This is a genomic window from Pseudoalteromonas sp. ABE4_541 (genome assembly GCF_056312285.1).
In genome coordinates, this window is record NZ_JBSVEM010000004.1 from 207,247 (window position 1) to 226,670 (window position 19,424).

The window sequence follows — 19,424 nt, forward strand, 5'->3', positions numbered from 1 at the left end:
CTGGGTCACTTATTATGAAGAAGTATGGATAATTATGCAGGGTCAAATCATATCATGGCAAAGCCGTTTCAAACGCTTGGCAAAGATAAGCAAAGATGCTCGCCTACAAAAGTTTTACCAATACGGTGTACCCGACCCTTTTGCCACACTTGAAAAAAGTGAGTTTGTTGCACTTGATTTCGAAACTACAGGTTTAGATCCATCAAAAGATGATATTGTCAGCATTGGAGTCGTGCCTTTTAGCTTAAACAGAATATACTGCGCTCAAGCAAAACATTGGCTCGTCAAACCCAATTGCATGTTGGCAGAAGAGTCCGTCATCTTACATCGCATAACACACTCTCAAATTGAACAAGCTCCTGACATAACTGACGTTTTAGACAATATATTAGATGCGATAAAGGGCAAGGTAGTCGTTGTGCACTATCAGTTTGTGGAAAAAACATTTTTTCATGCTGCTTTAATGGCACGATTAGGTGAGGGTATCGAATTTCCGGTCATCGATACCATGAGTGTAGAAAAAGATGCAATCAACCAACATAGAACGTGGCTCGATAGATTCACTAGAAAGCCGATACCTTCAATCCGTTTAGCGGATTGCAGAAAGCGTTACGGACTCCCCTACTATCAACCACACCATGCTTTATCCGACGCACTCGCCACTGCAGAATTGCTACAGGCACAATCGCAATATTGTTTATCACCAACACTGATGATTAAGGATGTATGGGCCTAAAACACGACTTTTGATTAATCTCGGTAAAAGTTTGGCACAAAAAAAGGTGAAGCCTCAGCTTCACCTTTTCACTCTTTTAATTAGTTTCTGTTAATAACCACTTTTTGGCTCAGTTCTGAGACCCAGTATCAAGCTCACACACATTAACAACAGTACAAAAGTAAATGGCAAACCCGTCGATATAGCACCTGCTTGTAGCGCTTCGATTGCTTCTTTACCGCCGATCCACAGTAGCGCGGCAGCGATTGCGCCTTCTAAACTTGCCCAGAAAATACGTTGCGGTACAGGTGCATCAATTTTGCCACCCGCAGTAATGCTATCGATAACCAACGAACCTGAGTCTGAAGACGTAATAAAAAATACCAATATTAGAACAACAGCGATCATTGAAAGCATACTGCCCATTGGCAAGTTTTCGAACATTTGGAACATGGCTAACGGCACTTTTGTCAAACCATCCGTACCCAAAGCACCAATGCCATTTTGTACTTGATCAATCGCAATACCACCGTATATTGACATCCAAACGACGGTTACAAGTGTTGGAATAAGCAGCACCGCAACGATAAACTCACGAATAGTTCGCCCTTCAGACACACGCGCAATAAACATACCTACAAATGGTGACCATGAGATCCACCAGGCCCAATAGAATACTGTCCAACCTTGAAACCACGCTTCGTCATCGCGGCCATGTGGGTTACTCAGTGGAATAATATTTTCAGCGTATGCCATCAAGGTTGTTGGAATATTACCCATAGCCACGGCAAACCCAACCATACAAACAAACAGTAAAAGTATAAACGCAATAACCATGTTAACGTTACTCAGTACCTTAACACCGCCATCAATGCCGCGCACAACCGATATAATCGCAAGTGCAGTAACACCAACAATGACACCAATTTGCAGCGCAAGCCCAGACTCAAAGCCAAACACGTGTTCAATACCAGCCCCTGCTTGCTGTGCACCTAACCCGAGGGAAGTTGCAAGACCAAACAACGTGGCTAACACCGCCAGAATGTCAATAATGTGACCAGGCCAGCCCCATGCACGATCACCTAAAATTGGGTAAAAAATCGAACGTATAGATAATGGAAGGCCTTTGTTGTATGCAAAAAATGCCAGCGACAACGCAACAACCGCATATATAGCCCATGGATGCAAACCCCAATGATACATAGTCGCCCCCATTGCAAGCTTTGCAGCTTCTGGCGTATTGGCCGTGACATTGAGTGGTGTTTCATACCAGCCTGTGTAATAGGCCACAGGCTCAGCAACCCCCCAAAACATCAAGCCAATCCCCATACCAGCCGCAAACAACATGGCCAACCATGACATTCTCGAATAGCTCGGCTTTGCGTCTGCACCGCCAAGACGGATCTTACCAAAAGGCGACAGCACCAAAGCGATACAAAAAACAACAAATAAGTTGCCAGACCACATAAACAAGGCGTCAAAAGTGCCGATAATATCCCACTTAATGCCATCTAGGGTGGACTTTGCCACTTCAGGATCAACTAATAACACTGCGACTAAAAATGCCAGAATTAAACCTGCACTGACACCAAAAACTGGGTTGTGGACGTCAAACCCCCATTTTTGAACATTGTCTTGCCCAACCGTATAGTCAGTATTATCGATACTATATTTATCGTGGTGATTACCCATGATACCCTCTTTTTTCATCTTTATACGAGATCAAGATACGCCATCTTAGAACCACATATTGCTACTAATTAGCTATGCTATTCATTTTGGTAAAGTCTTGATAAAAAGCAGTAAGTAGTCAACTGAGAACCTGTCTAATGCCACACCTTTCCATACGCAAATACGTTGCATTTTTATGGCATCGATATCAGATGAAAATGAAGCAGTTTAAAAACTGTTTCTATGCGCTCATTGCAACCTTCAGATCCGTAGCAAACGGATAGACAACAATGTGATATGAGATGGGTTTATGTTAGTTACAGCGGCACCCTTGCGCCTGTGTATTGTAATTAAGATAAACCAACCAAATCATTTACATATCAACGTACTTTTTGTTGTTTGGAAGACCTGCGCCATAACATTCAAGGTCGTTACTTACAGCCCTTTTAGTGTAGGGGTTCATAGAAAAAAGTAAATGGGTATAGAGTTTTAAGTCTTAAAAGTGTTGCCTTTAGGATAAAAAACGAGCATGAGCAGACGAAAATCGTTAATTTTACTAGTCGGTGGCTATCCATCTTGGTTAGTGGTCCATCTTGGTTATATGTTCTCATTGTAAAAGACAAAAAAGGCGCTCTTCCTGAGCGCCCTGCTTTGCTTAACAATTCTCTATTTTGACTCTAACTCAGATCGCTATACTGATTATTGCCTGTCAGGCTAATCGTTTGCTCAAACCCTGGGATGGTCAATTTATCTTTTTCAACAACGAGCTTTGATTCATCAACCTGGCCATCACCAAATCGATAAATCAATTCGTACTGGCCAAGATCAGCGGCTTGTTGATAACTTGCCTGCTGCTCTTTTGTTGCTGCCAATTTCGCTTCGTAAGTAGCAAAAACCTCTGTGCCATAACGCTTTTCGAGTAATCGCATGGTTTGTTTTGGTGAAAATACTGTCGCAGTCGCGTTGTTACCACCAAACCCTTTCGAGTTAATAAAGGCAACATCCATATCATCACACTCATAGTGATAATTACGAATATCCAAATGCTCGCTATAAACATCATCTGCAACTTTGTCTATGGTTGTGATCCCCGGCATAATGTTATGGCTAAATACACCCAACGCCATAGCTAGCTGATCGCCACTTGCAGGGGCAATCGTGTGACCCACAAACGCTTTTGGTGCCGCAATTTTCCAATCATTAATTGAAAATGCTTGTGCCACTTTATGATAAATAAGCGACTCAGTTACCCGGTTTTGAGGTGTACTCGAACCATGCGCTAAGATAAAGCTGCGCTTTTGTAACGCTTCGCTACCAACGATTTGCTCGGCAAGTGCTACCGACTTAGCCATAGTGATGTAGTTACCAGGGCCAGGGGCTGTGATAGATTTTTTTATTCCATCAGCATTAACAAATACATCAATAACAGATCCCATAATGTCTGCCCCAAGCTCCAGTGCAAGCGCATCATCCATTAAGATGGCCACTTGCGCACCTTCACCTATGGTAAAACCACAGTTTTCACCAAACGGTCGACTGGTACGACGGTGGTTAACTTGATCTGTATTATCAAGCTTTTTAAGACCTTCTTCATTTGCCAGCGCCCCCATTGTGCCAAAGCCTTCAATAATTTCAGGCGTGAGCGCACATTCAACGCTGGCTACAATTGCGACTCGAGTTTGACCCGTTTGAATATCATTGACTGCCGCTCGTAAGTTGTACAAAAACGTTGCACAAGCGCCAGTTGTCGTGAATGTTGTACCAACGCTGCCAGTAACATAAGCATTGATAAAGTCGGTAGACATGGTATTTAAACCAAGTGCAAGCTGTTTAGTACTCACGCGCTCACCTTTCATTCGAGCGCGGATCAAACCACCAAAACCCTCATCTTGCATCTGTCCTGCGATTGACGCTGAATAGGTGCCAATTTGATCTGGACGAACGCTATTCATCACGTTTGTCCAATCTAACCCGGTCGACTTAACGGCATCAGTAGCAGAGAAAATAGTTGCCTGTAAACCACGTGATTGATAGCGACTGTTGTACATGCTGGCAGGTTCAAAACCCGTTGGGAATTGTCCTGCGGCTTTAATTATATTGTCACGATAGCTGTCGTGTTTAACTTCAAGTTGGTCCGGCACCAGTACAGAGACCGTTTTTTTATCCACTTCTGTTACCGTCCAACTAGATGGCACAGGGTTAGGCAAATCTTTTGCTTTACAAGTAAACCGCAAACCCGCGCCGTCTTGCGCTTTTATTGTTAACTTTTGCTGCCAATGCGTGGCGTCCACATCAAAATGATTGCTTTCAATTTTGCGGATGAGAGTACCCGCTTTTATCTGTTCACCAAGTTTAGCTTCAATTTCATCAGCGCGAATGATTGAACCATCTTGTTGTACAAGCTCGCCATTAATATGCTTGACCAAGTTCATTAAGGTCGCTAGCCCTAAATATGTTTCCTGCCTTTGTTTTTGCGTTAGTTTATCTAACACAATACGACGGAAGCCTTGGTGAAAGGAGGTACGTCCTGCTGCGTTAATACCACCCATACCAACAATTACTGGTAATGCTGTCATTTTCATTCAATCTATAAAAACTTTAATAGAACCGATTTTAAATTGAACTCAATAAAAAAATAATACAATATACGCCACATAACACTTATTTATCGCCAAAACCCTGTGGTCTGTCCAGATGAAATTAGTTACCCGCATCGCATTTACCCTATACAAACATATGCTCACGACCAGCGTCACGCTGCCAGCAGAAATGCTAAGAGCCGGAGAAGCTTACGCTCGAAGGCATTTGGATAGCGATTTTGTGCCATTACAGATATCTTGGTTGGCGCAGTCCGAAGAAACGTTCACTAACGATTTTGGCATGCAGTTTTCTCCCTCTGGAGATTTGTCTAAAATTTGTGAACAAGATTATGTCATTGTACCAAGCATCTGGCGAAACCCTCGACCTGTGATAAAAAGGACGCCAATATTGGCCACCCAACTAAAGGCTAGTTGGGAAAACGGCGCGACACTTATTGGTGTTGGCACGGGGGTATGTTTTTTAGCTGAATCAGGGGTTTTGGACAATCACTCAGCCACGACACATTGGCACTATGCTAAACAGTTTCAGCGTAACTATCCCAAAGTTGATCTTAAGCCTGACTTTTTCATTACACAATCGGAGCGTATTTACACCGTTGCCAGCTTGAATGCTCTCGCTGACGTTGTTGTACACTTAATTTCATTGTTGTACGGAAAAGCGGCAGCAAATCATGTACAAAAGAACTTTTCCCATGAGATCCGTCGTCCGTATGAAGAACAACGCTATCTTGAAGGCGCAGTAGATAAGCATCCGGATGAACAAATCGCAGCCATTCAATTTTGGCTAAAAAACAACTATACAAATGAGTTGTCTCTTGCTGATGTCGCACAGCAGTTTGATTTAAGTTACCGCACTTTTAATCGGCGCTTCAAAGACGCCACAGGCCAAACTGCAAATAACTATTTGCAGTCATTACGTGTTGAAGGTGCAAAAGAGCTTTTAGCCAGTAGCAACTTGTCGATACAAGATATCGCACTGTCGGTTGGGTTTAATTCGCAAGGATTGTTGACCCGAGCATTTAAACTAAAACTAGACCAAACACCCAGAGAATACAGAAAGGTTGTGAGAAAGAAGCTGTTTTCATAAATGGACACACCACAATACAAACAGCTTCTTCGACCCTTGTTATAAAGCGGTGTTATCGCTGATCAATTGCCCCGCATGAAATACTGCGTAAATGGTTTGCGTATTTTCAATATTTTCTAACGGAGATTTGTCCAGAATAACCACGCTTGGCTGAGCACCAACATTGAGCCCTGTGGGCTTGCCTAAAAATCGGCGAGCATCACTTGTGGCTGAGGCCAATGCTTGCCAGTTAGTCAGTCCTGCATCAGCTAATTTTTTAATTTCTCGATGTACGGTAAAGCCTTGTATCGTGCCGTAGTTCCCCCCGTCACTGCCAGCGAGTAAACGCACTTTGGCGACAATTAAGTTTTTAATTGATTGGTAGTATTTTTCGGTGCGTAGCTTTGATTTTAACTTTTTCTCTGATGTCATTTTGCTGCCGGCTTGAGCATAGGCCTCTAAGATCCTTGGCGAAGCCACTTTGCTTGCAAGTGGCGAGCTTAACACTGCTGAAAATAAAAACTCATATTCATCGGTATCACAGGCTAATGTTGGTATCACAACCGTGTTGTTTTGAGCCAGTTTTTCAGCCAATGCAACTGAAAGAACCCCGTCATCTGGTAAATGAGTGATCGCATCCACATTCGCAGCAATCGCACTTTCAATATCGGCTAAAGTATGAACATGAACGATTGTTTTTAAGCCATATTTATGGGCTTCTTGAACCGAAAACTTCAGTAATTGAGGGGAAAGTGATGGCAGCCTTCCTCCCAACGTAGTGACTAGCTTCACAACATCGGCCTTTTTTTCGGCCAATGCTTGGATGTGTTGAGTCGCTTCCTTTTCATTCGCAATCGTTCTCGTTTTACCAAATTGAGAACAATGCCCGCCTGGTGCCGTAAGGCACGATAAGCTGGTGTAAATATTCGCACCGCCTAATAAACCCGCTTGTTGCATGCGTCTATGTTCGTATAATCGATTTTCTTTGCCGAAAAGGTCCACAAACCCCGTCACGCCTGCATGCAGTACAACTTGTGCCGTGGTGCTTGGCCCCATAATTTCCGTCGCTGTATTTGGCGCTCGATTACCAAATGCATGGGTATGCATATCGATCAACCCTGGGATCACATACTTACCTTTTATATCAACTACTTGCCCATTAAAGTTGGCTGGTATTTTATCTAACCTTGCCACTACCTCCTTATCATCTAGTAATAGATGCTGTTTCATTGCAGTCTTGTTATTGGGGTCAATGAGTGTGCCATTGGTTAGCAACAGCTGCGCAAAAGCATTGGGTTGAGTACACAATAAGATCAAGCTCGATACGGCAAATTTAAACAATTCGTTTTTCATAAAACGCTCCCTTTAAAAATTGGTTAGTCGCAATACCTTTTAAAAAGGTTTAAATAACCGAAAATTTTTTAAAAATCAGCATAATGTTATCTAGTTCATCTTCAATAGCCCCCTACTCGCTTTAGCTGCCGAAAGAAGGTACCCCGTCATAATTTAAATTTATTTAATATATTGTATATTTTATACCCAAAATGCTATAACTACATTTCCTCACGCGTTCTTACTACTTGCAAGTTCACGATTGAGGTAATCGCTATTTTTTTAAAGTAAGGAAAAGGAATGAAAACCTACAATACAACATGTAAATATTGCTTTTCTGCTTTCGTACTTGCGAGCGCTTTCGCAACCCAAGCAGAACTAGCAAACACGAAACTGACTGACATTATGAGTATTGAATCTCAGGCAGTTGCACAATTCACCAATCTCGCCTCGACCAGTTCGCAACTTGTTGATAGCTGTACGAGTGAATCCCCCTTCACTGGAAGAACAATCACCAACGGTGATACCGTATGTTTACCAGATTCAAGCAGCCGTTACTTGACCATTGCTAACGCAAACCAGTACAGCAGTGTGGCTATTAGCACTGGATATGGCAGTGGTGATCTCAGCCTGTATGCCAAAAATGGTGGGTGGCCAAGTACTGATGGCAGCGACCCATCATCTACAAACGCAGGTAATGGCGAATGTATCGTTTTGACCAACCCGAGTAGTTATTGGACGTATATCAGTGTATTAGGCGGTGCTAAAGATGCGTCTTTGGTGGTTGAATTAGGCGCAACACAGTGTAGAACCGCTGGCGACACCCCACCACCTCCTCCACCGGCAGATGGAGATGGCTATCAATACAACTATGCCCATATCAAGGTTTATCGATTTGAATTTTCTGACACGCCTTTAAACTGGCCGACTATGCAACAAGAGCTAGATAAAACGGTTCAATATTACCAAGAGCAGTCTTACGGTAAATTTACGGTTAGCTATGATATATCTACACCCACCATCAAAATTAACCAACCCAAAAGTACTTACGACAATGACTTCCATGGTTGGACAGCACTTTGGAAGTCAAAAATTGCCGAACTTGGCGTTGACCCAGATAATCCGGGGGCTGGCTATGTAGTGATGATGGTTGCACCGCAAGTTGGTAACTATAACTCAAGTGCTGCGCCGCCAAGTATTACCTTGTACCACCATACTGCTGGTGTGGTAGCTCACGAGCTTGGACATGCACTTGGACTGCGCCATGCCAAAGCGTTAGAGGCAGGCCCTGGCAAGGTAATTGGTGTAGGTGACTATGACTCGGAAAGTTTAAACTACGGCAATGTTTATAGCATGATGGGCATGGGCGCACACTCATTGCAAGAGTATAACCTGTTATACAAACACTATTTTGGATGGCTAACTGACTCAGACGTACCGGTAATTAACTCATCAGGTACCTACCGAATTTATGCCTTTGATCATGCCAATAACAGTCATGGCAACATTGGCCTGCGCTTGAAATCAGGCAATGGCCTATACACTTATTGGTTAGAGTACAGAACCACGAATAACAGCTACCCGAACACCCAAAATGGCGTTTTGATTAACCTACAAGGTTATTTCGAAAATGAAACCGACGAGCGTTTTTGGAAAACAACATCATACCTTTTAGATATGACACCCGGATCCAAAACGCCTGGGTGGTGGGGAGACGACCAAACCGACTCTGAGCTGGTTATTGGCAAAAGCTATACCGACCACTGGGGTGGTTTTAAGATCACGCCTGTAAGCAAAGGTGGTACGCTTAACAGCGCATCGGCTTGGATAGAAATTAAAGTAGAAATGCTTTAAAAAACAGATTGTAACAAGGATGTTCCCTGTTATTCGATAGCTTGTTTAGAGCCTATAAAAGCTCAGTTATGTTGATAATGCAAAATAGCCTCAACCGTGTTCATGGTTGAGGCTAGCCTAGGTACTATCTATGAAATCGTATTATTTGCCAGCAAGGCGTAGGGCTTCTTCGTAGCTCAAAACGCGCCCTTGCATTATCGCTTCTAAACTAAATGTTGATACAGCAACTTTCGGTGGAATACCTGTCGCCTCAAACTCATTCCCATCCAGATCTAAATAGGTCTCGTTAGACACGCCAAACATAATACCCGCAGGCATGAAAACAGGTAGTACATCTGACAGCGCACCTTGTGTTGGTTCACCCATATGTGTGACATTTGGTAAGGTGCGCATTGCAAGTGTGAATATCTCAGCGGCACTGATCGTATCCTCACTGGTGATCAAATAAATGGGTTTGTGATAACGACTTTTGTTTTCGTCGGCTGCTATGACTATTTCTTGTATTGGTGACTGACCATCTTTATTTTTCGCAAACTTTTTATAAGCAACTTTAGTGTTATCAAAGAAGCGAGATGCTATCGCCAACGCAACCTCATCAGAACCACCGGGGTTAGTTCTGATATCTAGTATCAACCCATCCGTTTGTGCTAAGTCTGCAAATATCAAATCAAGCTGTGCATCGATTTCATCTTGCGTAAGAAAATCCATTTGATTAATCACCAACAACCCCATATTTGAGGGCGTTTTACCCCACTTAAGCAAGTCTCTACCTGTGGAAGCCCTTGAAGTTTCATTTGTGTAACTTTTTAGTCCGCTTTCATTGGCATAGTTTGCAATTGCGGAGTTATAAAACCCTTCAACGCCAGTGTCGATATGAAGTGGATTGAGTACATCGATTTGTTCGCGTAATTGAGGTAACGTAATTTCATGTTTTGTATCCAAGTATTCTCTCAATTTAGACTTTTTACGACCCGTTTCAATAATGACTTCATCAAATAGGATAAAACTATGGAAGTCATTTAAGGCGTTGAGCATTTGCGCGATGATTGGCAAAGTTTTTTCCATGTTGTCTTGCGCATGAATTTGAGAAGCAAACAACTCATACTGTTTTTGCCAATCCACCCCTCGCTTAGCAAGATGTCCTTGAAATTCATTTACGCTTTGCCATACAAAATCAAAGTTGAGCTGACTGTCATTGGAATATCCAGGTCCATTTTCTGGGCTGCACTGCACGGGTACGTTACCTTCTCTGTACACACCGACATTGTTCATCGTTTGCTCATCAAGCACATCCCAATTGGTTTGCACGTCACCTAAGTTAAAACCTAGTCGCTTCAAATAGGTATTATACGATGTTCTCAGTCTCATGATGCAGTGCTCACTGGTAGCAATGTATTCAATAACATCCTTGCCCAAAAAATGTGCCCATCGGCCATAACCGGGCATATGCCATGCACCAATCATATGGGCTTGATTCGCTAGTGCTTCGTTAATGGTGATTTTTACTTCATCGCTATCATGCTGGTTTGACTTGTCTTTTACCTCAAACTTGAAAACATAGTCTCCAGCCATTTTTGGCATATCGATCCAAGCATAGGGCTTTTCATCGTCATGAATTGTAATGGTTTGGGGACCTGATACTTGCGTCCATATCGTACTTTTTATGTTGTTGTCTTTATCTTTTGCCACGCCATTAAGGCGTATTTGATTATATTCGGAAGGGATTTGATCCGCGCCAGCGTCTGCCTGCGGTTTATGCCAGTCAATGCCGCCACAACCTGAAAGTACACCGAGAATCGAAGCGCTTAAGAGTATTTTTTTATCCATGATCATCTCGCAAATTATGTTTAAATCCTGCGAAATATAGTAGGTCTAAAAAATGTGTAACTCGTTTAGCATTTGTACAAGGGTTGTTCGATTATGTGAGAAAGTGTTGTAACGCTACCTTGGCCAAGGTGTGAACTCTCTCGCCCCCATATCCACCCACAACGTAATAAGATGTGGCCCTACTGCACAAAAGGCCAGATAAACTTAATTAATAACAAATATTGGGAGAGGTTGTTGGGCACGCACACCCTGTCACCTCTGGAGATTGAGTCGCACAGGTGCCATCATGATATGTATTAGGGAAACAGGCACCACATGTAGCTGTGCACGCACAGCTATACTCCGTATACCCTTCAACACCACCTGCAACTTTAGGAGTTTGCTTGCCTGGCAATTGATGACTTGATTGTAAGTGCTTTAATTTTCGCTTTTGTAGCTTTAATTTCATTTGAATTTCCTTTTAGTAAAGTCCACAAGTACTCTATTTTAAAATAAAATGTTAATCAAATTTATCACTGATGCGAACGGCATTTCTCTCGTTACTAATATTAATGAATAGCTCTTCTAATTGATTAAAAGTAAGTAGCGTGAATAATCATAACGATAATAACTTCGCTAAGTACTTATTCATTTTTTGCAACCATGTGGGGGTTATTTTCATTAGCGCTTAAGGCTGAGATATTTGCATTTTATAAGTAGAGTAATCTTTAGCTGGCTATAAAACGTTCTAGGCGAGGCTTTACAATTAGCGCTATAATAACAGAAATGAATAGTCCAACAGGCAAAGCCACAATAAATGCCTGCGTCCAATCACCTGCAAACTTACCCATTGATACATAAGATACATTATTTATGCTTGTAACCGCCGCCATAACCCCTTCCATAATCACTGCCATGGTAGTACCAATCACCGCATTTTTTATGACTTCATGCGCATAAATAAAACACAGAACTTCACCGCCGCGTTCATGTCAGAACACATGGAAAGAGACAAAGGCCAGCTTGCAAGACTGATCAAAGAAATGATTAACAAAGAACTCATACAAAAGTCGCCAAACCCAGACGACACGCGAAGCCAGTTACTCAGCCTAACAAATAACGGCAAAACAGTATTAGAACGAACGCTTGCGATCGAATCCAAGCTTATCCAGAAAATGTTACGCTCTCTTTGTGCTGAACAAATCAAAGTATTTAATGAAGTAGCAACAATCATGACTGAAAATTTAAGCAAGAGGGATAGCTGACACCCAAGGTGTTCATTTTACGCTTTTAATTTTGGGTTGTGTTTTTATCACTCTACAATAATCTGTTTTGAACTATAGTTAGCACTTTAAATAGAAAGGAGTTTGATTATGTCGTACGTTGATGGGTTTGTGGCGGCGGTGCCAACAGAAAATAAACAACTATACGTAGAGCACGCCAAAATGGCCGCTGACATTTTTATCGAGTTTGGTGCCTTGAAGGTTGTGGAAACTTGGGGCAGTGATGTACCTGACGGTAAAGTCACGTCATTTCCAATGGCTGTAAAAGCACAAGAGAATGAAGCGGTGGTATTCTCATGGATCACTTGGCCTTCAAAAGAGGTCAGAGATACAGGCTGGCAAAAGATCATGGAAGACCCGCGCATGAGCCCTGAAAATATGCCCATGCCTTTTGATGGTAAGCGCCTAATTTATGGTGGATTTGATGTTATTTTCGAAAAGTCATAAACACTTAGATACATAACAGTTTCGAGCGAAATGCCCAATCATCAACATGATACGGATTGGGCATCACGAAACACAATGATAATTCCGAGTATCTGATAAACTGATTTACCGCTTCCTTGCTAATCCCATAGTTCACGCCTTGAACTGAGAATTTGAAATAATTTCTGAAGAAATTAAAGCTTAGACAAGCCACCAAAAGTTTCCAGTTTGAGTGACTGTCCTTTCAAGTCTAGTTTCTTCCCAGAAATGCCCTGTGCAACCATCTGATCTTCCCCTAAAACAGTAGACACCAATCCCGTGTGAAAAACTAACGCTAAGCTAAGCGGACTTTAGAGTTTGGCTAAAATTGGCGAGATACGAGCCGAGCCAAACTTTAAAATTCCTTGCTTGAGCGCCTTGTTATGTGATTTTTTCATTGCATACGGAAACGCCCAAAGTTATTAGCTTTGGGCGTTTCTTCTAGCAAACTGGTTACGACAAACCGAGCTTTAAAGTGTCATATGCAGAATGGGAAAAGGTTTTCCCATATCATCAAGCGGTGAGCGAGAAACTACTTTAAAACCCATATGCTCGTAGAAACCTACGGCTTTCGGGTTTTGTTCGTTTACATCCACTTTGGTTGCGCCTAACTGCTCTATTGCGTATTGCAGTAGCACCTTACCAACACCTTGCCCTCTTGCCTCGTTTAAGATGAACAGCATTTCAACCTTTGAGTCGTGCATTCCCACGAAACCTAAAATTGAACCACTTTCATTTTTCACACATCTTAACGTGACAGCAGGAAAAGCCTGCTCAATGATAATTGGTTTAAAAAACTCAATATCTTCTTCTGTTATGAAGTTATGAGTTGCTCGGACTGAATTTTCCCAAACACTAAGCATTTCTGCGTAATTTTCAGGAAGCACATTTTCTACAATCATCGTATTTTCTCTAAAGTTGACTGAAATTCATGTGCAGCCGCGAGCGGGCATTTTAGCCCCAATAGGTATGAAGTGTCCACCAATCACATAACGCCCAATTAAGGTGTGAAGCACGCTACCACAACACTTAATTTGACCACCATAAACACTGAACTCAACCCAAACCAAAAATGCCAAGCGTGCTGAATCACTCTTAAATTGTTTGTTAGAAAAATTATTTGCTAAATAGTGACATTCTTGGAGCCGTGTATTCTGTAGCTTTAGTCAACGCCACACTGGCAGTCAAACTAGATAAGGCTAATGTCATACTCAATACCGTTATTGCCTGCCAGCCTTGAACTAACCCAAGCCTATCAAGCTCAAACCACATAGCCATTGGCACTGCACCTGCAAATACTCGATAAATACCGTGGATAGCAAATCCTAGCTTATGCGTAAACTCATGAAGCTCCTGAAACAAAACTGAAAGAGTATGATTGGTTTTTAAAACTTGTCGATTAGCAAACCACACAAAGGTATGGATGCAGAGCAAATACGAAAAGTAGTTAACTACGATGTCACCAGGATTTAAACTGGCAAGGCTCTTTGTTGCTGAAAATTCTGGTTGATTACTAACCAACAGCATTGGTACAGCTCCAAGTAAGAATGCTAATAGAATCTCTGTTACTAAAATTTTTCGCATGGTTCACCATTTTTCTAACAGTGTATTAGCGTGAATTCGCGTTAATGTCTTACCCACTATCACTACAACGCACCAATTAACAAATTTAATTACGCCAAATATTAGCATGTTAGCTACTATTTTGTACTTGAAATAAGCTGCACAGGATAGATCAAAACGAGATTCTACTTAAACGGGAATTTAAATCACTTATCAAAAAACAAAAACACCTTTAACACCAAAGGCATAGCCTATTTTAATGTTCTATGGACGAACAATAGAAACAATAATTAACGGGGCCATTGGCTATGAAATTTGATGCCTTAAATTACACTTGTACAAATCCACAGCGGGCAGTTGGATAAGGCTTAAGGTAATACCACCTGAAGTAAACGCAGGCATCACATCAGACATCTATTTCTGTATAGGCAAAGAATTCAAATTAAAGAAACATAACCCTTTAATAACGCCGGATGGCGCTTCGCTTATGCCGATCTACTTTACTCTATATTTGGTGGTCATAAGCGCCATAAACCTAACAATGCGAAATTATCTGCGGGTGTTATAAAATGGCCTCTATTTCATAACTATAACCTTGCCCTGCTACATTGTACTCACACTCATCACCTACTCGCTTACTATGCATAGCTTTGCCTATGGGAGAAGACGGAGTGATCACCAGTATTTGCTCACCTTTTACTGCTACCTTTAACCCCCCTTCGCTAGGTCCGATATAAAACCAATGTGCGTTATCATCGATATCGATGGCCTTCACTAGGCTGCCAAGGGCTATTTTAGGCAATGGGTTCACATCATAACTTTGTGCAAATAGGGAAATTGACTTATGTACGTCGTTGACCCGCTCACTCTGACCTTGCGCTAAATAGCCCGATTCTATGCTAAGCGAATCATACTGAGTTTCAGCAACACTTTGTTCGTGGGTCGCATCTTCGTGCGCACTTTGTGCTGCTTGCTGCGCTTCATTAAGTTTGGCTTCTAATGCAAATTTAATATGTTCAATGACGATGAGTTTATTCATGATGCTATCTAACAACATATAAAGGAAAGGTATTTATGAATGTGCCTCCTTGGGCGTCAACCATGGTCAGTGTAAGGCGCCATTGCATCACTTTAGAGGTGCATAGCCCTACCATTGTCGTGGCCGAATATATGTTGTCTTTTCCTTCTCCAAAAAAAACTGGGATATACCCCATATTCATGGTTTCGCCTGACAACATCGCTGATTTCAATTTGTAACCCTGCGGTATTTTCGCGAAAACCTTAAACTCACTTTCTCCAATAATGTGAGTTTTTCCGTACCATAGTTGAACATTTTTTTGTGATGTACAGGGCTTTTGAGCAATGCAATTCACATCTTGTAACGAACTTTCACTATTTTCTGAACTTTCATGTATAATGTCTGAAGGGTCTGAGCATGCGCTCAATAAACTCGTGGCAACAAGTGCGTAAAACCAAGGTTTGCTCATTAATAATCCAAAAGTAGAGAATACAAAACTGCGACATGGTAATGCAGAATTTGTAGATATTCCATAAAGGTGAATAATTGAGCAAAAATAGGGCCAAAATTTGATTGATGTCATAATTTTGGGTGTTTGAGGTATCTTTTCTTTTGCAAAAAAATTATTATTTCCTTGCAAAAATAAGGGTTTCTCAAGTTGGTTTGAAATAGATTTGCTCAATCAGATTTATTTTTAAACGAGCTTGTTGAAATAATAAGCAGGGCCTGTTAACGCAGGTAATTCATTTCTAATCGCATTAATTGCAGCGGAATCCAGAAAATGAGCCAAACAGTAGCATCACAAACTGAGTACAATTATAAAGTTGTACGCCAATTCGCTATCATGACAGTGATTTGGGGCATCGTTGGCATGGGCGTTGGTGTTCTTATTGCAGCCCAACTCGCTTGGCCGGCATTGAACTTTGACACTCCATGGTTAACTTACTCTCGACTTCGTCCGTTACACACGAACGCAGTAATCTTTGCATTTGGTACAAGTGCACTTTTTGCAACATCTTATTATGTTGTTCAACGTACTTGTCAAACGCGTCTTTTCTCAGACAAATTAGCCGCCTTCACCTTCTGGGGCTGGCAAGCTATTATTGTTTCAGCAGCCATCACTCTACCTTTAGGTATTACTTCTTCTAAAGAGTATGCAGAACTTGAGTGGCCTATCGATATCGCAATCGCGGTTGTATGGGTAACTTATGCGGTGGTTTTCTTCGGTACGCTTATCAAGCGCAAAGTATCTCACATCTATGTTGCGAACTGGTTCTATGCTGGTTTCATTATTACTGTTGCAGTTCTTCACATCGTTAACAGCATGGCAGTACCAGTATCATTAACTAAGTCTTACTCTATCTATGCAGGTGCAGTAGATGCAATGGTTCAATGGTGGTACGGTCACAACGCAGTAGGTTTCCTATTAACTGCAGGTTTCTTAGGTATGATGTATTACTTTGTACCTAAACAAGCTGGTCGTCCAGTTTATTCATACCGTTTATCGGTTGTTCACTTCTGGGCACTAGTTTCTCTTTATATCTGGGCTGGTCCTCACCACTTACATTACACGGCACTACCTGACTGGACTCAGTCACTTGGTATGGTAATGTCTGTGATCCTATTTGTACCTTCATGGGGTGGTATGATCAACGGTATCATGACGCTTTCAGGTGCATGGCACAAACTACGTACTGACCCAGTACTTCGTTTCTTAGTTGTTTCATTGTCTTTCTACGGTATGTCTACGTTCGAAGGCCCAATGATGGCAATTAAATCAGTAAACGCGCTTTCTCACTACACTGACTGGACTGTAGGTCACGTACACTCAGGTGCCCTAGGTTGGGTTGCAATGATTTCAATTGGTGCAATTTATCACCTAATCCCTGCGCTATTCGGTCACGGTAACATGTACAGCGTTAAACTAGTTAACACGCACTTCTGGCTTCACACTGTGGGTGTTGTTCTATACATCGTAGCAATGTGGATCTCTGGTGTAATGCAAGGTCTAATGTGGCGTGCAGTGAACGCAGACGGTACGTTAATGTACAGCTTCGTTCAATCTCTAGAAGCGTCTAAGCCGTTCTACATCATGCGTTTCTTAGGCGGTGTGTTCATTGTTGTTGGTATGCTTGTTATGGCATACAACGTGCTGCGCACTGTTACTGCAAAAAGTGGCTCACTCGCTACTGATGCAAATACGCAAATGGCTTAAGAGGTGTAGATTATGAGCAATAATAATTCAGCCAATAACAAACACGAAATCGTTGAAAAGAACGTTGGCTTAATGGCCATTCTAACGGTATTCGCAATTAGCTTTGGTGCACTTGTTGAAATCACACCGTTGATGTTCCAAAAAGATACGACTCAACCTGTAGATGGCTTACGCCCTTTAACAGCGCTTGAAATGGAAGGCCGTGATATCTATGTCCGTGAAGGTTGTTATAACTGTCACTCGCAAATGATCCGTCCTTTCCGTGACGAGGTTGAGCGTTATGGTCACTACTCTGTAGCGGGTGAATCAGTATGGGATCACCCATTTCAGTGGGGCTCTAAGCGTACTGGTCCAGACTTAGCACGTGTAGGTCAACGCTACTCTGATGACTGGCATTATGCACACCTTATGGACCCACGTTCAGTGGTACCTGAGTCAAACATGCCAGCTTATCCTTGGTTAGATGAAAATGTACTAGACGGTAAGTTAACCGCCAAAAAACTTGAAGTATTCAAAGGCTTTGGTGTGCCATACACCGAAGAGGATATTCAAGGTGCAGAAGCAGCAGTTAAAGGCAAAACAGAAATGCAAGCCCTTATTGCTTACCTTCAGCAACTTGGCACACACTTGAAGTAATTATTATGGATTACGGCACATACAGAGGCATTTTGACTCTGGTAATTTTGGTACTATTTATTGTGATTGTTGCTTGGGCATATAGCAAACGCACTAAAAATCGATTCGATAGTGCAGCAAATGCCATCTTTGAAGATGAAAAAAAGCATAAAGAAACAATCTCTAACGAGGAAAAGGAGTCTGAAAAATGACTAGCTTTTGGAGTATTTGGGTTATCGTATTAACCCTAGCGTGTCTTGCTCTGATCTTAGGCTTACTGCTTTGGAACCTAAAAAACTATGTAGGTGTTAAAGAAGGCGAAAGCTGTGGTCACGAGTTTGACGGTATTGAAGAACTTAACAATCCACTACCAAAATGGTGGACATATATGTTCTTTGCGACATTCGTTTGGTCTGTATATTACCTTGCGGCTTACCCAGGTCTTGGTAATTGGCAGGGTCTAGCAAAATGGACGAGTTCAAACCAAGGTGTAACATCTTTGGCTGAATCTAAAAAAGCGGCTGAAGAAGCGCTAGCAAATGGTGAAAAGGTTCAACTGGACCAAGAAATCATTGCAGCTGAAGAGCGCTTCGGTCCAATCTTTAAAGCATTTGCTAAACAAGATATTGAAACTCTAGCTAAAGACGAAAAAGCACTTGAAATTGGTCAGCGTTTGTTCTCTCAAAACTGTGCACAGTGTCACGGTTCGGATGCGCGTGGTGGTACTGGCTTCCCTAACCTAACTGACAAAGATTGGTTATACGGCGGTACACCTGACAAGATCAAAGAAACGCTACTTCACGGTCGTATTGCTGCAATGCCACCTTGGAAAGCAGCGCTTGGCGAGCAAGGTGTTAAAGAGATGACCGCTTACGTATTGAGCCTTTCTGGTCGTAAAGTTAACCAAAAAGACGCTGATGCGGGTAAAGCTAAGTTTGGCATGTGTGCGGCGTGTCACGGCATGGATGGTAAAGGCTCTATAGCTCATAACCTACCATTCGGTGCGCCAAACCTAACTGACAATATCTGGTTGTATGGTGGTTCTCAACGCGCTGTTGAAGAAACACTTAACAATGGTCGCGCTGGTGTAATGCCTGCGTGGAAAGATATCTTAGGTGAAGATAAAGTTCACTTGTTAACAGCTTACGTATACAGCTTGTCGCAAGATAAGTAATACATACTTAATAGTTAATTAAGATCAAAAAAGCCTCCTTTTGGAGG

19 protein-coding genes are annotated in these 19,424 nt (G+C 42.0%); 9 read left to right on the top strand and 10 right to left on the bottom strand.

Features of this window, described 5'->3' with window-relative positions; all coding sequences use genetic code 11:
* Positions 1–34: 34 nt before the first annotated feature.
* Positions 35–736 (top strand): 3'-5' exonuclease, encoded by a 702-nt coding sequence (locus ACW689_RS05970; protein WP_476289312.1) that lies wholly within the window; start codon positions 35–37, stop codon positions 734–736.
* Positions 737–826: 90 nt separating this feature from the next.
* On the opposite strand, the gene ACW689_RS05975 is transcribed toward ACW689_RS05970, so the two are convergent.
* Complete coding sequence (locus ACW689_RS05975; RefSeq protein ID WP_476289314.1) at positions 827–2,407, bottom strand: BCCT family transporter; 1,581 nt, start codon at positions 2,405–2,407, stop codon at positions 827–829.
* Positions 2,408–3,063: 656 nt separating this feature from the next.
* Positions 3,064–4,962 (bottom strand): beta-ketoacyl synthase, encoded by a 1,899-nt coding sequence (locus tag ACW689_RS05980; protein ID WP_476289316.1) that lies wholly within the window; start codon positions 4,960–4,962, stop codon positions 3,064–3,066.
* 118 nt (positions 4,963–5,080) lie between these two features.
* On the opposite strand from ACW689_RS05980, the gene ACW689_RS05985 reads away from it, so the two are divergent.
* On the top strand, positions 5,081–6,073 hold the full coding sequence (locus ACW689_RS05985) for a GlxA family transcriptional regulator (protein WP_476289318.1): 993 nt from the start codon (positions 5,081–5,083) through the stop codon (positions 6,071–6,073).
* A gap of 39 nt (positions 6,074–6,112) precedes the next feature.
* Here ACW689_RS05985 and ACW689_RS05990 read toward each other — a convergent pair whose 3' ends face one another.
* Positions 6,113–7,405 carry an amidohydrolase family protein gene (locus tag ACW689_RS05990; protein WP_476289320.1) on the bottom strand — a complete coding sequence of 431 codons (1,293 nt, stop codon included), beginning with the start codon at positions 7,403–7,405 and terminating at the stop codon, positions 6,113–6,115.
* Between the two features lie 279 nt (positions 7,406–7,684).
* On the opposite strand from ACW689_RS05990, the gene ACW689_RS05995 reads away from it, so the two are divergent.
* A complete protein-coding gene (locus ACW689_RS05995; protein WP_476289322.1) occupies positions 7,685–9,238 on the top strand; it encodes a collagenase in 1,554 nt (517 codons plus the stop codon).
* Between the two features lie 141 nt (positions 9,239–9,379).
* On the opposite strand, the gene ACW689_RS06000 is transcribed toward ACW689_RS05995, so the two are convergent.
* From ACW689_RS06000 to ACW689_RS06010, 3 genes are all read right to left on the bottom strand, one after another.
* Complete coding sequence (locus tag ACW689_RS06000) at positions 9,380–11,065, bottom strand: S41 family peptidase (RefSeq protein WP_476289324.1); 1,686 nt, start codon at positions 11,063–11,065, stop codon at positions 9,380–9,382.
* Between the two features lie 208 nt (positions 11,066–11,273).
* Complete coding sequence (locus ACW689_RS06005; protein ID WP_476289326.1) at positions 11,274–11,513, bottom strand: hypothetical protein; 240 nt, start codon at positions 11,511–11,513, stop codon at positions 11,274–11,276.
* A gap of 259 nt (positions 11,514–11,772) precedes the next feature.
* Entirely contained in the window at positions 11,773–11,976 is a 204-nt protein-coding gene (locus ACW689_RS06010; protein WP_476289328.1) for a DUF2798 domain-containing protein, read from the bottom strand.
* Between the two features lie 18 nt (positions 11,977–11,994).
* Here ACW689_RS06010 and ACW689_RS06015 point away from each other — a divergent pair, with 18 nt between their 5' ends.
* On the top strand, positions 11,995–12,309 hold the full coding sequence (locus tag ACW689_RS06015) for a MarR family winged helix-turn-helix transcriptional regulator (protein WP_476289330.1): 315 nt from the start codon (positions 11,995–11,997) through the stop codon (positions 12,307–12,309).
* Positions 12,310–12,417: 108 nt separating this feature from the next.
* Positions 12,418–12,774, top strand: coding sequence for a DUF1428 domain-containing protein (locus ACW689_RS06020; RefSeq protein WP_476289332.1), 357 nt, complete (start codon positions 12,418–12,420; stop codon positions 12,772–12,774).
* Between the two features lie 488 nt (positions 12,775–13,262).
* On the opposite strand, the gene ACW689_RS06025 is transcribed toward ACW689_RS06020, so the two are convergent.
* The 4 genes from ACW689_RS06025 to ACW689_RS06040 form a co-directional block, all read right to left on the bottom strand.
* Positions 13,263–13,694 (bottom strand): GNAT family N-acetyltransferase, encoded by a 432-nt coding sequence (locus tag ACW689_RS06025; protein WP_476289334.1) that lies wholly within the window; start codon positions 13,692–13,694, stop codon positions 13,263–13,265.
* A gap of 214 nt (positions 13,695–13,908) precedes the next feature.
* Positions 13,909–14,376 carry a hypothetical protein gene (locus tag ACW689_RS06030; protein ID WP_476289336.1) on the bottom strand — a complete coding sequence of 156 codons (468 nt, stop codon included), beginning with the start codon at positions 14,374–14,376 and terminating at the stop codon, positions 13,909–13,911.
* 541 nt (positions 14,377–14,917) lie between these two features.
* Positions 14,918–15,394 (bottom strand): GreA/GreB family elongation factor, encoded by a 477-nt coding sequence (locus tag ACW689_RS06035; RefSeq protein WP_476289338.1) that lies wholly within the window; start codon positions 15,392–15,394, stop codon positions 14,918–14,920.
* A 4-nt stretch (positions 15,395–15,398) separates the two neighbouring features.
* Positions 15,399–16,055, bottom strand: coding sequence for a hypothetical protein (locus ACW689_RS06040; protein WP_476289340.1), 657 nt, complete (start codon positions 16,053–16,055; stop codon positions 15,399–15,401).
* A gap of 99 nt (positions 16,056–16,154) precedes the next feature.
* Here ACW689_RS06040 and ccoN point away from each other — a divergent pair, with 99 nt between their 5' ends.
* Genes ccoN through ccoP form a run of 4 tightly spaced genes read left to right on the top strand, consistent with a single transcriptional unit; the run spans position 16,155 to position 19,377 of the window.
* Positions 16,155–17,588 carry a cytochrome-c oxidase, cbb3-type subunit I gene (gene ccoN, locus ACW689_RS06045; protein WP_476289342.1) on the top strand — a complete coding sequence of 478 codons (1,434 nt, stop codon included), beginning with the start codon at positions 16,155–16,157 and terminating at the stop codon, positions 17,586–17,588.
* Positions 17,589–17,600: 12 nt separating this feature from the next.
* Positions 17,601–18,224: a cytochrome-c oxidase, cbb3-type subunit II gene (gene ccoO, locus ACW689_RS06050; protein WP_476289344.1), complete on the top strand. Its 624-nt coding sequence runs from the start codon at positions 17,601–17,603 to the stop codon at positions 18,222–18,224.
* A 5-nt stretch (positions 18,225–18,229) separates the two neighbouring features.
* On the top strand, positions 18,230–18,415 hold the full coding sequence (locus ACW689_RS06055; protein ID WP_476289346.1) for a cbb3-type cytochrome oxidase subunit 3: 186 nt from the start codon (positions 18,230–18,232) through the stop codon (positions 18,413–18,415).
* A complete protein-coding gene (gene ccoP / locus ACW689_RS06060) occupies positions 18,412–19,377 on the top strand; it encodes a cytochrome-c oxidase, cbb3-type subunit III (RefSeq protein WP_476289348.1) in 966 nt (321 codons plus the stop codon). Before ACW689_RS06055 ends, ccoP begins: the two co-directional genes overlap by 4 nt.
* The last annotated feature ends 47 nt before the right edge of the window (positions 19,378–19,424 follow it).

What these genes read in the sequence shown, in the direction of transcription:
- ACW689_RS05970 (WP_476289312.1), top strand. Translation starts at nt 35, where the DNA reads ATGCAGGGTCAAATCATATCATGGCAAAGCCGTTTCAAACGCTTGGCA.
- ACW689_RS05975 (WP_476289314.1), bottom strand. Translation starts at nt 2,407, where the DNA reads ATGGGTAATCACCACGATAAATATAGTATCGATAATACTGACTATACG.
- ACW689_RS05980 (WP_476289316.1), bottom strand. Translation starts at nt 4,962, where the DNA reads ATGACAGCATTACCAGTAATTGTTGGTATGGGTGGTATTAACGCAGCA.
- ACW689_RS05985 (WP_476289318.1), top strand. Translation starts at nt 5,081, where the DNA reads ATGAAATTAGTTACCCGCATCGCATTTACCCTATACAAACATATGCTC.
- ACW689_RS05990 (WP_476289320.1), bottom strand. Translation starts at nt 7,405, where the DNA reads ATGAAAAACGAATTGTTTAAATTTGCCGTATCGAGCTTGATCTTATTG.
- ACW689_RS05995 (WP_476289322.1), top strand. Translation starts at nt 7,685, where the DNA reads ATGAAAACCTACAATACAACATGTAAATATTGCTTTTCTGCTTTCGTA.
- ACW689_RS06000 (WP_476289324.1), bottom strand. Translation starts at nt 11,065, where the DNA reads ATGGATAAAAAAATACTCTTAAGCGCTTCGATTCTCGGTGTACTTTCA.
- ACW689_RS06005 (WP_476289326.1), bottom strand. Translation starts at nt 11,513, where the DNA reads ATGAAATTAAAGCTACAAAAGCGAAAATTAAAGCACTTACAATCAAGT.
- ACW689_RS06015 (WP_476289330.1), top strand. Translation starts at nt 11,995, where the DNA reads ATGCGCATAAATAAAACACAGAACTTCACCGCCGCGTTCATGTCAGAA.
- ACW689_RS06020 (WP_476289332.1), top strand. Translation starts at nt 12,418, where the DNA reads ATGTCGTACGTTGATGGGTTTGTGGCGGCGGTGCCAACAGAAAATAAA.
- ACW689_RS06025 (WP_476289334.1), bottom strand. Translation starts at nt 13,694, where the DNA reads ATGATTGTAGAAAATGTGCTTCCTGAAAATTACGCAGAAATGCTTAGT.
- ACW689_RS06030 (WP_476289336.1), bottom strand. Translation starts at nt 14,376, where the DNA reads ATGCGAAAAATTTTAGTAACAGAGATTCTATTAGCATTCTTACTTGGA.
- ACW689_RS06035 (WP_476289338.1), bottom strand. Translation starts at nt 15,394, where the DNA reads ATGAATAAACTCATCGTCATTGAACATATTAAATTTGCATTAGAAGCC.
- ccoN (WP_476289342.1), top strand. Translation starts at nt 16,155, where the DNA reads ATGAGCCAAACAGTAGCATCACAAACTGAGTACAATTATAAAGTTGTA.
- ccoO (WP_476289344.1), top strand. Translation starts at nt 17,601, where the DNA reads ATGAGCAATAATAATTCAGCCAATAACAAACACGAAATCGTTGAAAAG.
- ACW689_RS06055 (WP_476289346.1), top strand. Translation starts at nt 18,230, where the DNA reads ATGGATTACGGCACATACAGAGGCATTTTGACTCTGGTAATTTTGGTA.
- ccoP (WP_476289348.1), top strand. Translation starts at nt 18,412, where the DNA reads ATGACTAGCTTTTGGAGTATTTGGGTTATCGTATTAACCCTAGCGTGT.